We start from the raw sequence: 13,329 nt of genomic DNA, 5'->3' as shown, positions 1-13,329 counted from the left end.
CGTCCCCAAAGGAACGCCCTGTTCGCTATATCTTAACACTCACGGTAAATTCGAGGATCCCATCAAAAAGCGGTCTACTTCGCGCGCAGTCTGACGCCCTTCGTCAATAGCCCAGACTACAAGGCTTTGCCCGCGCCGCATATCGCCTGCTGTGAACACACCTTCTACATTGGTTACTTGTGCTCCGAACTCTGCTTTGGCGTTCCCCCGCTCATCGCGTTTCACCCCAAGCTCGCCCAGTATAGTTTCTTCGGGTCCTGTGAATCCCAAAGCCAGTAATACCAGCTGCGCTTGCAGGGTCTCCTCACTGCCCGGCACTTCGACCGGTACCATTCGTCCCTGTTCATTATGAGTCCATTCAATGCGCACTGTACGCAGCTCCTGCACTTGCCCACACTCATCGCCGACAAACCGTTTCGTCGAAACCAGATAACGGCGCGGATCTTCTTGATACAGTGAAGCGGCCTCCTGCTGACCATAGTCCACTTTAAGCACCTTTGGCCATTCCGGCCAAGGATTGTTAGACTGACGTGTCAGCGGCGCCTGTGGCATAATCTCAAGCTGAGTCACACTGCGGCAGCCGTGACGGATCGAAGTGGCTACACAGTCTGTTCCAGTATCCCCACCGCCGATTACAACTACATCCTTACCTGCTGCTGATAAATATTCCCCATCGGCAAGCCCTGAATCCAGTAGGCTCTTTGTATTCAGCGTTAAAAACTCCATAGCTTGATGAATCCCACGCAAATCGCGTCCTTCTATCAGCAGATCACGTGCCTGTGTAGATCCACCACACAGTACTACAGCATCATGCTCTGCCTTGAGCTGTGATGCTGGGAGATCTCGGCCGATCTCTGTTCGAGTTACGAAGGTAATGCCCTCAGCTGCAAGCAGATCCACCCGGCGCTGTACAGTCTTTTTATCCAGCTTCATGTTGGGAATACCATAGGTAAGCAGACCGCCAATCCGGTCCGCCCGTTCATACACAGTCACCGTATGTCCTGCCTTATTAAGCTGTGCCGCACAGGCAAGCCCTGCCGGACCTGAACCCACTACAGCTACCTTTTTACCCGTGCGATGAAGCGGCGGCTCAGGCACAATCCAGCCTTCTGCAAAACCTCTATCTACAATCGACTTCTCAATAGATTTAATGGTGACAGGTTTGCCATTCATCCCTACCGTACAAGAGCCTTCGCAAGGAGCGGGACAGACACGGCCTGTAAATTCAGGAAAGTTGTTAGTCTTATGCAGACGTTTCAGCGCTATCTCCCAATTTCCACGATAGACCATATCGTTCCATTCAGGAATCAAGTTGTGCAAAGGGCAGCCGGAAGCCATACCAGACAACAGACGTCCTACATGACAAAATGGCGTACCGCAATCCATACAACGCGCCCCTTGCTCGCGCAGCTTTTCTTCATCCATAGGTATCGAGAATTCATTCCAATTCTTAATTCGCTCCAATGCCTCACACTCGGAGGGTGTCTGTCGTTCAAACTCTAAAAATCCGGTTGCTTTCCCCATCTCTTTCATCCTCTCACCAAAGAAAAGTACTCTCTGTCACTTTCTGCTGTTATGCCACTCTAAAGCGCCAAAGTAAATGCCTTAATATTAGCATCCTAGATCTTTAACGAAAATGAGTAATGTCACCTTTTTATGTAAAATAAGAGCATCCATTCAAAAGAAAGTTCCACACAAAAAAGCACGCGGAGTACTGCACTCATTGAGCACAATACACTGCATGCTTTTGAAGAATTATCTGTAAAAAAACATCTAGTCCACCGTCAGCACTACCATTCCAATCCCGCTTACAGTTAGCTTATTACCCGTCAGATTCTGCGCAAGATCGGCTCCAAAAACTGTTTTCCATGCACCAAGCTGTGGCAGAACCAAAGTCGTCTGTTCTACATTAGCATTAAAAAGCACATAGATATGCTTCACCGCATCGCCTCCAGCATGGCCACGCAATGTATACGCTACCGAACTTACCGGTGCTTTTTCAAATACTAGATGATTCCGAATCTCATCTGCCGTTCGCATACGGAAAGCCGGATGTGCTTTACGCAAGGCAATTAGCTGCTTCAGATAAACCACATCATCTTGATGAGCAGCGCACAGTTCCCAATCCAATTGGTTGATCTTCACCGAGGATTTATAGCTGTTCTCTATCCCGTTTTTCGTGCGCATAAATTCCTGACCCGCATGGACAAAGGGGATTCCCTGACTCATGAACACTATCGCAGAAGCTAACCTATGCATAGATTGACGCTGTTTGTCCGTCTGCCCTTGTGTGGACAGTAATATTTTATCCCATAACGTATGATTATCATGACATTCCACATAATTGACGGTTTGCTGAGGCTCCACGGCAAATTGTCCAATGCCTGGGGCATAAGCAATGCCTCCCGCGACCCCTGCCTTTATCGCAAGCTCCAGTCCCATCATTCCGCTGATGAAACCCGGTTGATCATGCAGAAAAATATTCCCTTTAATGGCATCCCGGAAATCATCATTAAAATGTCCGATTCCCGGCAGAAGCGCAGCATTCTTCTGATGAGCGAGCCGCTCCATCGGCAACTCCGTCCCCATCATCCAACCTTCACCAATCGTCATGATGGACGGGTCAATCCCATCCAGACGACGCCGGATTTCCTCCATCGTGGCGAGGTCAATCAAGCCCATCAGGTCAAAACGAAAACCATCGATATGGTATTCTTTGGCCCAATAAACTACGGATTCCACGATGAAGCTGGACATCATCAAGCGTTCTGAAGCCACGTCATTCCCGCAGCCAGAGCCATCCGACAGGCTTCCGTCTTGCTTGTAACGCAAATAATAGCCGGGAACCAGCTTGGTGAAATTCACACGATAGCCATCGTACACATGGTTGTAAACCACATCCATAATGACGCGGAGACCCCGATCATGAAGTGCTTGAATCATTGTTTTTAGTTCCCGGATACGCAGTCCAGGCACATATGGATCTGTAGCATAGGAGCCTTCTGGCACATTATAATTCTTCGGATCATAACCCCAGTTATAATGCGGTTCATCCAGCCTCGTCTCATCTACACTCTCTGTAGAATAATCATAGACAGGTAATAGCTGCACATGGGTTACACCGAGGTTCGCGATATGATCGAGTCCAGTGAGAATACCCTCCGGTCCGCGGGTTCCTTCTTCCGCCAAAGCAAGATATTGTCCTTTATGGGTCATACCGCTTGCTGGATGAATGGATAAGTCTCGCAAATGAAGCTCATAAATGATGGCATCCACAGGATCATCCAAGGGTGGCTTATCTTCCGTCCACCGTTCCGGATCTGTTTTGCGTAAATCTAAAATAGCTCCCCTATCACCGTTCACTCCTACAGCACGTGCATAAGGATCAACCGCCTCATTCCACTGTTCTCCAAGACGTACTCGGTAGGTATAGAACTTGCCATCTAAATCACCGTCAACTGTAATTCTCCACGTTCCCCGGACATCACGGATCATAGAATACTTACACTCTGCTGCTCCCTGCCATGAATTATAGAGTACCAGCTCCGCTTCTTGAGCGGTGGGCGCCCATAAACAAAAAGCTGAACTCCCCGGTGAGTACGTTAGGCCAAGATCGTCCCCATCATAGCTGAATAACTGATCAAACTCCTGAGCAAACACGGAAATCCCTCTAGTAGCCGCAGGATCCCCATAATAAATGGGTTCCTTCATTTCCCTTTGTACGGACAAAGCACCTATCCCCTTTTCCAGTTATTAACTGGATTATAGTATGATCGTCTAAGTAGTGCAAACGTTTGGACTCAAATTTTTCAAGCTATTTTGTCAGGACAATCCCTCTACCTCGATGCAGCTGCAATATCTAGCCCGACCATCGTAATAATGTCTTTATTCGCAAAATACGGAATACGCCGTTCTTTCCCTAGAGTGACTCTACCGTCCTTGTACCGCACACCATTATCGTGGACAATCAGGGTAGCACGCTCTCCGTCCTCAAATCCCTCATATCCTATACCTAGTACCCAATGGTAATCGTAAGTAAACTCACCTCTCCACCGCAGACGAAACCACTTATCAAATTTAACAGCCACAGGCCGGCCGGCATCAATTTCTGTTTTATATACTTCAAAATCATTAAACGTAGTAATAAGTAACTTTTGCTGATCCTTAGGTAAAATCACTGAATGGATATAGTTCTTCAGTCCTTTGGTAAAACGGCGCACACTCATCCCCCAAGGTCTTCCACCGTGATGGCTGTATATGTAATTAATATGAGCGGCTTTGGAAGGAAAATGACCTTTGCCCCGAATAAAGTCCGCTCCTAAATGGGTGTTCCAATACTCCGCTAACGCTGCCATCGTAGCTGGGCCACATGCAGAGGACGGGGATTCGACCCCAACCTCCCACTGTGTATATGGCTCCGCAGGCAGTTTCTTGCTAATCCGAGGCTGTCCATGCTTCATTCGGATAGATCCCCTCTTAAAGGGCTAGACTTAGGAGTACAATGTGGAGTTGCCTCCGGAAGTAGAATTACATTTGCACCGGCATCCAATTCTCCTTCTGCAGCTGCTGCCCCTTCCATTGTTGTCTCCCGTTCTTCTGTTTGCACTGTATCTTCCACATTTATCTCAGATTTACTACTATCAGGATTAATCTGCAGCGTGAAATAGAAATTAGAGCCCTCTCCTTCACTGCTCTCTACAGCGATAGCTCCGCCCATCAGCTCAACGAGCTTTTTACAAATTGCCAGCCCCAATCCGGTCCCGCCATATTTGCGATTAAACGAGGAATGCAGCTGATAAAAGGACTGAAACAGCCGATGCTGCTTCTCTAGAGGAATGCCGATCCCCGTATCCCTAACATTAAATTTCAAAGTTAATTTCTTTTGATCTGCGGACAGCTTCTGCTCTACGTAAATACTGATACTGCCCCGATCTGTAAACTTGATTGCATTGCTGACCAGATTGACCAATATCTGACGCAACCGCCCGGCATCGCCCATAATCAGTGGCGGGACTCCAGGTGCCATGCTGCATGATAACTGAATATTTTTCTCCAAAGCCTTAGCTGTAAATAGATCGATTACGCTGTCCAATACGGCTTGAAGCTGCACGGGCTCATTTACAATCATCATTTTTCCGGCTTCAATTTTGCTGTAATCCAGTATTTCATTCAAAATAGATAGGAGCGAGCTGCTGCTCTCCTTAATAATGTCAGTATATCCAAGCTGTTCTTCATCAAGCTCCGTCTCCGCCAGGAGATCCGTCATCCCTACAATTCCGTTCATCGGCGTACGGATTTCATGGCTCATAATAGCTAAGAACTCAGACTTAGCCTGGTCTGCTTTTTCTGCGGATTCCTTCGCCCGAATGATTTCCTTCTCATCCGTGATGTCCCGAAATACTACAACAACACCCTTCGGCTCCCCTTTATCAAACAGAGGGGTTACCTGGTATTCCGCAAGAAAGCTAGAACCGTCCTTACGCCACAAGACCGCATCTTTACTCTGATAAGATACACCTGACTTAATAGCCTTCATCAGTGGAGATTCCTGCGGCCGATAATGGCTCCCATCAAGCGCTATTTGCTGAATATGATCCAAATAAGGATGGCCCATAATTTCATCATGTTCATAGTCCAGCATTTGCAAACCTGCAGGGTTAATGAACGTCACCTTCTCCTCCATATCGAGTCCAAAGATGCCTTCTGAAACCGCATTTAAAATAAGGGTATACTCATTGCTAAGCTTCTCAATTTGTTCTGTATAACGGATGCGCTCTGTAATATCACGGGAAATCCCATACACACCCACTACTTGGTCATCTACAATGATCGGAATATTGGTAGTATTAATTTCTACAAAGTGTCCGTCTTTATGAATAAGCGTTAGATCATAGCTTTGAGGATAACCCTGGGCGGCTAAGTTAAAATGATACAACGTCTTCTCTATGTCCTTCTCATGCACAATGGGGCCAAAGTACATTCCGATCAGTTCCTCCAGCGAATACCCGGTCAACTTCTCCAAATTCGCATTGGCAGTCAAATAGTCTCCATGCAAATTCATAGAGTACACAGCAGATGGATTGTATTCAAACAATGATTTATACCGTTGCTCGCTCTCCTTAAGCTTGAACTCGAACTGCTTGCGCTCCGTAATTTCCCGCCCAATCGCTATAATCTCCAAGACATTTCCCTCATCATCATAGGTATAACGACTGCTCGACTCGAACCAGACATAGGTGCCATTCTTATGGCGGTAGCGGTAAGCTACAGCCGGAATAACGCCAGAGCTGCGGCTCTGCTCCATTAAACCTTGCATCATAACTAGATCATCGGGGTGAAGATAATTATAGGCGCTTGTCCCAACCATCTCTTCAGGTTCATAACCAAGCAGGGTACGGCTAGCCGAAGAACAATATAAGAAAACACTGTCTTTGACCGCATGACGCGAGATTAAATCCAGCGAATTCTCAGACATCAATCTATAATTGCGTTCACTTTGGCGAATTTGTTCTTCCATTTGCTGCTGCTGATCCCGATGATCCACCGTTTCCTGAGCTGCGATCTTTAGTTCCGTAATATCCTCTGCGTATACTATAATATACGAAGGGGCTTGTCCTTCTTCTGCTCCTAATCCAGAGAACATGAGAGACAGGCAAACGGGTTGACCTTCTTTGTTTAAAAAACAATGTTCCTTCTTCCAGCTGCCCGCTGGCGATTTCTGAAGCTCGTCCATTACTAATCTATAGGAGAGCTCTTTTGAATGTGCCTCTCTATTTTCCGATTCTGTAAAAAGAGCCCCGGCAAGAAACTCGGCCTCCGTAAAGCCAAGTAGATTGCAAAAAGCCGGATTGACTTTTATCCAGTTGAAATCGCCGTTATTCGAAAACAGTACGGCCATTCCTTCTGGAGACCTCATAAATGCATGATCCAGAATTGCGTTAAATTCTACCGAGCTGCCCATTTAAGCCAGACCTCCTTTGTTGCTAGTGCTAAAGCTCTCATACCTTCTTATGTCAGTATACGATAAGAGAACTGGGGAAAGAAATGTCTAGCGCATTATTTTAAATTGGAAATATTTAAATTTAAATTATTGACGCTAGCAAATAAACAACTTATATTTAAGAATAAATATATCGTTCGTGACCTATTACGATGGAAGCACCCGTAATAAAGGCTTTTGCCTTTGCTACGGGTGCTTTTTTGTTGTCTTCAGGGATACGGACAAAAGGAGGAGCGAATTAATGAACGCACTAAAGTCATTCCCCTTACTACTACTGGTGATCCTGCTATCGTTAAGCACATCAACGGAAGCTTTTGCTGCAGCAACGACTGAATTAACACCCTCTATTCAAGCGGCTTTTGATCTAACAGCTGCGACTGCCGACGGTCCTACAAGGATAAAGATGACTAATCTGTACAATGATTTATCTACTTTAAAGATGCAATACAATAATCGTGAGGAGCAGATCCGAACCCTTCACTATAATAATGAGCAAACACTGATTGCAGTACGTAAGCAAATTAAAGAGATTGATTTAGAAACCGTAGCTCAACTGGAGGCTACCGTTAAGAGCTGCAAACAGCACTATCAGCCCTTATTCGACCAGTACAATGCGCTTAATAAGCGTATCAAGATCGCCAAGGGTCTTAAAAACAAGACTTTGAATACCGTATTACAAGCCCAAGGTGATGCTATGAAGATCCTGGTTCAGTTGGCACGCAAAGAAATTAGCGACAGACAGAATCAGTTGAATGCAGCGAAACAGACACGTACCCGAAAGATAACCTATGCCCGCAAAACCTTGTCTGGCATTGATAGTCCACAGGTCTCAATTAAATCAAACAAAAGCGTAGTCACCTCATTGAATAAACGGATTTCCGCAGATTGGAGTGACTTAAAAGCAGCGATTCACAAGCAAAACCTTACATTAACCACTCAGTCTCTGTCCTCACTCGTCTCCGGTTACCGCCAAATCGCAACACACAAGCAAAAAATCATAGAATTAGAACAAAAGATTTCTGCTGTCATTGCAAATACGAGGAAACAGATCATTTAACGGACTTTTTCTTCTCATTCGCTCTGCGGTAAGCCATTACTTTGCGGTACATGCTTTTATCAGAAAGATGTTTAAAAATATACGGGTCCGGACTAGTATTCACTTCAATAATCCAAGGCGTCATGGATCTATCCAATCCTACATCGACACCAATCTGTCTAAACCCAGGATATTTCTTATGGTAGAAACGTCCGGTATCTTCTCCTAGCTTTCTCAGGATCTTAAGCATTTGCGCTTGCTGAGCTTCGTTCAGATAAGGAGACAGCAGCTTTTCCATAGCAGTTAGTTTGCCGCCGCTATGATAGTTGGTAACAATCTTACCTTTCTCAGCTACCCGGCCGATCAGACCGGTAGTTTCCCATTTGCCCTGCGGGCTGAGCTGGACCATCACACGGATATCAAAGCGGTGTTTTCCGTGTTTTAGCAAAACTATTCCTCTTTGGATCAGGTAACTACGTCCACGCGTTGCTTTCTTTAAAGATAAATGGAAGGCGTCGAAGGTTCTAAAGGTTTTGAGTCTTGTTCCACTTTGGTACTTATATTCTGTTCCATGAGCCTCTCTACTCTGCTCAACCTTCATCACACCATTGCCATAGGTACCGTATTCCGGTTTAACATAAACCATTCCATATTTCAGCAGCATAGCTTTCAGATTGACTTTACTGAATTTTATCGTTTCGGGAATCAACGGTGAAATTTCAGCGCTTCGCATGAGCACCTTGGTTTTAATCCATTTGCTGGTCAATGCAGACTTTAACTTCTTTCCCAACTGTCCTCTCCCCTGTCCCTCAAAAAATAATCACGGCCTTAGTAAGCCTTAGTATTTTATGCTGCAACTGTACAAATGGCATGAGTGAAACGCCCTCTCCGCTTTCGGATGTATCTACTGTTTACTGTGTTGCATATGGTGGAAGAGGATATCCATTAGCGGATAAAAGGAGGCGTGAACCATGCACATTTGTATCATTGCACCGGAGCAGTTCCCAGTTCCGGGAGACGGTTCTGTAGAAATCTGCATTTGGGCCATTGCCAGAAGACTGGCGGAGAGACATAAGGTAACCATTGTAAGTCGGAAGGTACCTGGACTACCTGCTGCCACTATATTGGAGCAGGTCAGAATTATCCGATTGCCTGCAAGCACCCCAGCCCATTATCTTACTTCGGTATTAGAATACATTCAGAAAGAATCCTTTGACATCATTCAGGTTGATAATCGCCCCCATCTTATGTCTGCTGTAAAGAAGCAGCTTCCTCATATCCCGGTATTTCTGTTCCTGCACTCGCTTACCTTCACACCGGGTACAGATAAAGTGGCCAATGCCTTAGCAAAAGCAGATCTGATCATTGCCAACAGCCACTCCTTACAGCGAAGATTGGATCGCCGCTTCCCGCAACTGACCACAGGGATTCATATTGTCTTATTGGGAGCTGATCTTGACCGGTTTACCCCTGTGCAGATATCTGAAAAACAACAGCTTCGTAGTTTCTACAAACTCCCGCAGACCTTCACAGTTTTGTTCGTGGGTCGGGTTATACCCCGCAAAGGAGTGCCTATATTAATCCGTGCTATGTCGCATTTAAACAAACACCTCCCCGCTCATCTGGTCATCGCCGGCAAAGGCAAACCGTCGTACATACGGCAGTTGAAGCTCCTTGCACGGCGGCTGAGAGTGTCTGTTACTTTTCTAGGAAATGTGGCTCATGAGAATATTCACACCCTTTATCAGGCGGCAGACTGCTTTGTATGCCCTTCCCAGAACCATGAATCCTTCGGTCTTGTTAATGTAGAAGCTATGGCATCCGGTCTACCTGTTATCGCTTCGAATAATGGGGGCATCCGAGAGATAGTCGCCTCTGGCCATAACGGTTATCTGGTAGAACGATATCGCGAGGCTTTACCCTTTGCCCGGTATTTGCTGCGGATAGCCCGCCATCCACAATTGGCAGTTACCATCGGATCACAAGGGAGAGCCGACGCGCTTGAAGCCTTCAATTGGCAGCGTACAGCAAACCATTTAGAACAGCTGTACCAAGCTTCTGCAACACCACAGCGGGGGAACAGAACTCTTGCAGGTGGAATGCAATTGTAGACTCACCCAAAGTAGGGGCCTCCTAAGCCATCAACTGGCTGCTGGGTTCCCTTTCTTTTTGGAGCTTGCTTGAGCTAAGCACCAATCTCCGATTGAATTAGGTAACATATGCGCATACAAGGTAGCTATCGGACACAGCTGACCCCAAACGCAGCTTTATCCCTCATTTGCAATGCTAAAGAACCCTATAACCACTATTGGCATGAAAAATGTCCCATATGAACGTCATCCATAGGAATAACGCCAGTGGAGTCCGCAAACATGTTCCAAGGGTCAAAAACTAACAAATAACGTCATATGGGTCCTTAAGCCTCAGAGGAGGATTATTACTCCACGATGCAGACAGGCCATGAGCAACAACAAAAAGCAGCGATCCTCCCTCACGGGAGAATCGCTGCTCTGCTTTTTTTCCGTATTTTACAATAAATAGGTAAGTTTCATTCAAATCAATTGAATAACTGTAAGCACAAGCCCTACGACAAACCCGCATAAAGCTCCGTTCACACGAATCCATTGCAGATCTTTACCCACTTTATCTTCCAGCATATTCACTAGACTAGCGTCATCCATGCTGTCCAGATTCTCTTTTACCAAAAGACCTATTCTGTAGTGGTTAGCCTCTACAAAGGCAATTAGCGAAGCGCGAATCCGCTCTTCCCAGCTGCTGATCCATTCTTGCTCCTTGCCAATACGACGTACAAGCAGGGTATATAACGTGAACAGCTTGCGTCCGCCAGCCGCCCGATCTTCCTCCAACAGGGAAATTGCTTTGCTGCGAATGTTCTCCAATTGCGCATGCAGAAATGCGGTTGCTGCTTCGCCTTCAAGCTCATTCAGTGCCCATTCTTTTAATGAAGCCAGTCTAGCCTCGTCATTAACAATCTGGAACAGGGCCACTCGAATCTCGCGGATAATCTCTTCACGGTATGGGCTATCCTCTTCCCGAAAATCGCGGATACCGGACTGCAACATACCTTGCAGCATTTCACCAAGCATATCTGCATCCATAAACCCGACAAAAGCCTGAAAAGCCATACCTTTAAGTCCGCCAAGCTTCACTTCAGCCAATTTCTCGCTGGCAATCTTGCCCAGCATAGCCTTCGTTTCAGGACGTCCACTCCAAGTAGATACCCCTTCCAGCGCATAGTCTAGAGCAGCTACATCTTTACCGTCATTCATTAACTTAGTAACTATTTTATCAGCCGCAACGCCAAGCTCAGCTTCACGAACATATTCGGAGGCTGCCTTTTGCAGAAACGGTACTGCCTTCTCTACCGGAAGACGAGACACGAATTCGCCAAGCTGCTCCAATATTTGTACTCTTGCCTTCTTTTTACTAAAAAACTTTGTCAGCAGCTTGGAGCCCATTGATATAAAGCCAAACTTACGCAGCTTGTTCTCAATGCTTTCCTTGTTAAGAAGCTCAGTCTCCATCGCGGTGATTAGTGATTGGATGATCTTATCGCGATTCTTGAGCAGTAGTGAGGTGTGTGGAATACGTAGCCCCATCGGATGGCGGAACAGCGCCGTTACCGCGAACCAGTCGGCAATCCCCCCTACCAAACCGGCTTCGAAACCACCTCTCAGTAGAATCACGGCTAGGTTTTCAGGTAGAAACAGTGTAATCAGAAACCCACATGCCATAAAGGCGAGTGACATGGTGGCTAAGTTTTTGGATCTCATAAATAGTCCCCTTTACATAAGCAGCTGCCGATGTCCTTACACAGGAAAAATACCGTCGGGTCACGTTCCACGAACATAAGCTGACGATAGATTCGGCTAGTCGGTTAGTTTGATAACTATTGTACCACGACTGAACTATTATCTAAAAATATACTGTAAAAACCTCTTATCTCTTGTTGGACGTTCATTATTGTACAGTTGCATGAAAATGGTTTTTGGTTTTCAGAATATTAATGATAAGATACAAGTAACGTTTCAATCCCCCTTAAAAAGTACCACTTTACCTGGAAAAGGAGCTCATACAATATGCTGATTGCTTTAGATATGGATGGAACATTACTGAACGAAGAAGGAAACATCAGTCCAAAAAACCGCGAAGCTATTATAAAAGCTCAGAAACTAGGTCACATTGTTATCATTGCTACAGGGCGCTCTTTTATGGATGCAGAACGTCAGCTTCGGCTAGCGGATCTGGAATGTCCTGTAGTCAGTCTAAATGGCGCAGTCGTCACATTATCTGATCGCACCCTCGCGGCAAGCACGCCGCTGAATAAAGCAGACATCATTCCCGCCCTGCGCTGGATGAACGAAATTCCGGACTTGTATTACGAGGTATACACTGAGGATAACGTTTATGTAGAGCTGAACAAACGTGTACGGTTAGAGAAATTATCTGCACTAAGCGATGATGAAGTTCCTGAAGAAGTCAGCTGGCTGCTGAAAGCAATGATCGATCAACAGTTTCAACAAGCAGCGGTAACCTATGTGGAGAGTATGGAAGAGGTGTGGAGCAAGGAGGAAAATGTTATTTATAAAACATTGGCTTTTTCTCTAAACCGAGAGCTGCTCAAGGAAGCTTCCACACGCTTCGCAGCTATTCCGGGCTTAATTATTACCGCCTCCCATGTAAATAATATCGAGATTAACCATGAAGAGGCCAACAAGGGCTCCGGTGTAACCATGCTTGCTGACCATTATGGTATCTCGCTAGCGGATGTAGCTGTCATGGGCGACAGTTATAACGATCAGCCGATGTTCGAGAAGGCCGGCTACCGGATTGCTATGGCTAACGCAGCGCCAATTCTTAAGGAAATGGCGGAATTCATTACCACCAGTAATGAGGAAGACGGAGTCGCGGCAGGAATTGAGCATCTTTTGAATAGAAAATCTAAAGAATAATTTCTATATAAAGCAGTGAATGCACAAATAGCACCGTGGGCGTTCTGCTCACGGTGCTATTTGTGGGTTTATTTTTGCTAGGTAGGGGGCTTCCATCACACTTTAGGTTTAGATTTAGCTTGTGGTTTAGCTTGTGGCTTACCTATAGCTTACTTATCGCTTTCCTGTAGCTTACTGTGGCTTACCTATTGCTTACTTATCGCTTTCCTGTAGCTTACTGTGGCTTGCCTATTGCATCCCCCGTCCCTCTCAAGAATTAGTTGTACTTCGTACAGTTAAATGCCCTCTTTTAGGCGATAATTCGGATTTAATTGCACTCT

General features: G+C 45.9%; 9 protein-coding genes. 3 read left to right on the top strand and 6 right to left on the bottom strand.

Annotation, left to right across the window (positions count from 1 at the left end; all coding sequences use genetic code 11):
* Nucleotides 1-39: 39 nt before the first annotated feature.
* From MKY54_RS01630 to MKY54_RS01615, 4 genes are all read right to left on the bottom strand, one after another.
* On the bottom strand, nucleotides 40-1,524 hold the full coding sequence (locus MKY54_RS01630) for a glutamate synthase subunit beta (RefSeq protein ID WP_312151571.1): 1,485 nt from the start codon (nucleotides 1,522-1,524) through the stop codon (nucleotides 40-42).
* 249 nt (nucleotides 1,525-1,773) lie between these two features.
* Nucleotides 1,774-3,729: a type I pullulanase gene (pulA, locus tag MKY54_RS01625; protein ID WP_339189204.1), complete on the bottom strand. Its 1,956-nt coding sequence runs from the start codon at nucleotides 3,727-3,729 to the stop codon at nucleotides 1,774-1,776.
* A gap of 107 nt (nucleotides 3,730-3,836) precedes the next feature.
* Nucleotides 3,837-4,460 (bottom strand): C39 family peptidase, encoded by a 624-nt coding sequence (locus tag MKY54_RS01620; protein ID WP_339189202.1) that lies wholly within the window; start codon nucleotides 4,458-4,460, stop codon nucleotides 3,837-3,839.
* On the bottom strand, nucleotides 4,457-6,961 hold the full coding sequence (locus tag MKY54_RS01615) for a PAS domain S-box protein (protein WP_339189200.1): 2,505 nt from the start codon (nucleotides 6,959-6,961) through the stop codon (nucleotides 4,457-4,459). Before MKY54_RS01615 ends, MKY54_RS01620 begins: the two co-directional genes overlap by 4 nt.
* A 280-nt stretch (nucleotides 6,962-7,241) precedes the next feature.
* On the opposite strand from MKY54_RS01615, the gene MKY54_RS01610 reads away from it, so the two are divergent.
* Complete coding sequence (locus MKY54_RS01610; RefSeq protein WP_339189197.1) at nucleotides 7,242-8,057, top strand: hypothetical protein; 816 nt, start codon at nucleotides 7,242-7,244, stop codon at nucleotides 8,055-8,057.
* Here the strand turns inward: MKY54_RS01610 and MKY54_RS01605 are convergent.
* Nucleotides 8,050-8,826, bottom strand: a complete 777-nt coding sequence (locus MKY54_RS01605) for a YheC/YheD family protein (protein WP_232061115.1) — start codon at nucleotides 8,824-8,826, stop codon at nucleotides 8,050-8,052. The genes MKY54_RS01610 and MKY54_RS01605 overlap by 8 nt on opposite strands.
* A 181-nt stretch (nucleotides 8,827-9,007) precedes the next feature.
* On the opposite strand from MKY54_RS01605, the gene MKY54_RS01600 reads away from it, so the two are divergent.
* A complete protein-coding gene (locus MKY54_RS01600) occupies nucleotides 9,008-10,147 on the top strand; it encodes a glycosyltransferase family 4 protein (RefSeq protein WP_339189196.1) in 1,140 nt (379 codons plus the stop codon).
* A gap of 441 nt (nucleotides 10,148-10,588) precedes the next feature.
* On the opposite strand, the gene MKY54_RS01595 is transcribed toward MKY54_RS01600, so the two are convergent.
* Nucleotides 10,589-11,830, bottom strand: a complete 1,242-nt coding sequence (locus tag MKY54_RS01595) for a DUF445 domain-containing protein (protein ID WP_076185565.1) — start codon at nucleotides 11,828-11,830, stop codon at nucleotides 10,589-10,591.
* 306 nt (nucleotides 11,831-12,136) lie between these two features.
* Here MKY54_RS01595 and MKY54_RS01590 point away from each other — a divergent pair, with 306 nt between their 5' ends.
* Nucleotides 12,137-13,009: a Cof-type HAD-IIB family hydrolase gene (locus MKY54_RS01590; protein ID WP_076185562.1), complete on the top strand. Its 873-nt coding sequence runs from the start codon at nucleotides 12,137-12,139 to the stop codon at nucleotides 13,007-13,009.
* Nucleotides 13,010-13,329 lie beyond the last annotated feature (320 nt).

This window comes from Paenibacillus sp. FSL P2-0121 (assembly GCF_037975345.1).
In the GTDB taxonomy this organism is placed as follows: domain Bacteria; phylum Bacillota; class Bacilli; order Paenibacillales; family Paenibacillaceae; genus Paenibacillus_AQ; species Paenibacillus_AQ odorifer.
Note: the sequence above shows the minus strand (reverse complement) of the source record. Positions and strands in the feature narration are given on the sequence as shown.

Coding starts and splice junctions, on each gene's coding strand:
- MKY54_RS01615 (WP_339189200.1), bottom strand. CDS start 6,961: ATGGGCAGCTCGGTAGAATTTAACGCAATTCTGGATCATGCATTTATG.
- MKY54_RS01610 (WP_339189197.1), top strand. CDS start 7,242: ATGAACGCACTAAAGTCATTCCCCTTACTACTACTGGTGATCCTGCTA.
- MKY54_RS01590 (WP_076185562.1), top strand. CDS start 12,137: ATGCTGATTGCTTTAGATATGGATGGAACATTACTGAACGAAGAAGGA.
- MKY54_RS01620 (WP_339189202.1), bottom strand. CDS start 4,460: ATGAAGCATGGACAGCCTCGGATTAGCAAGAAACTGCCTGCGGAGCCA.
- MKY54_RS01630 (WP_312151571.1), bottom strand. CDS start 1,524: ATGGGGAAAGCAACCGGATTTTTAGAGTTTGAACGACAGACACCCTCC.
- MKY54_RS01600 (WP_339189196.1), top strand. CDS start 9,008: ATGCACATTTGTATCATTGCACCGGAGCAGTTCCCAGTTCCGGGAGAC.
- MKY54_RS01595 (WP_076185565.1), bottom strand. CDS start 11,830: ATGAGATCCAAAAACTTAGCCACCATGTCACTCGCCTTTATGGCATGT.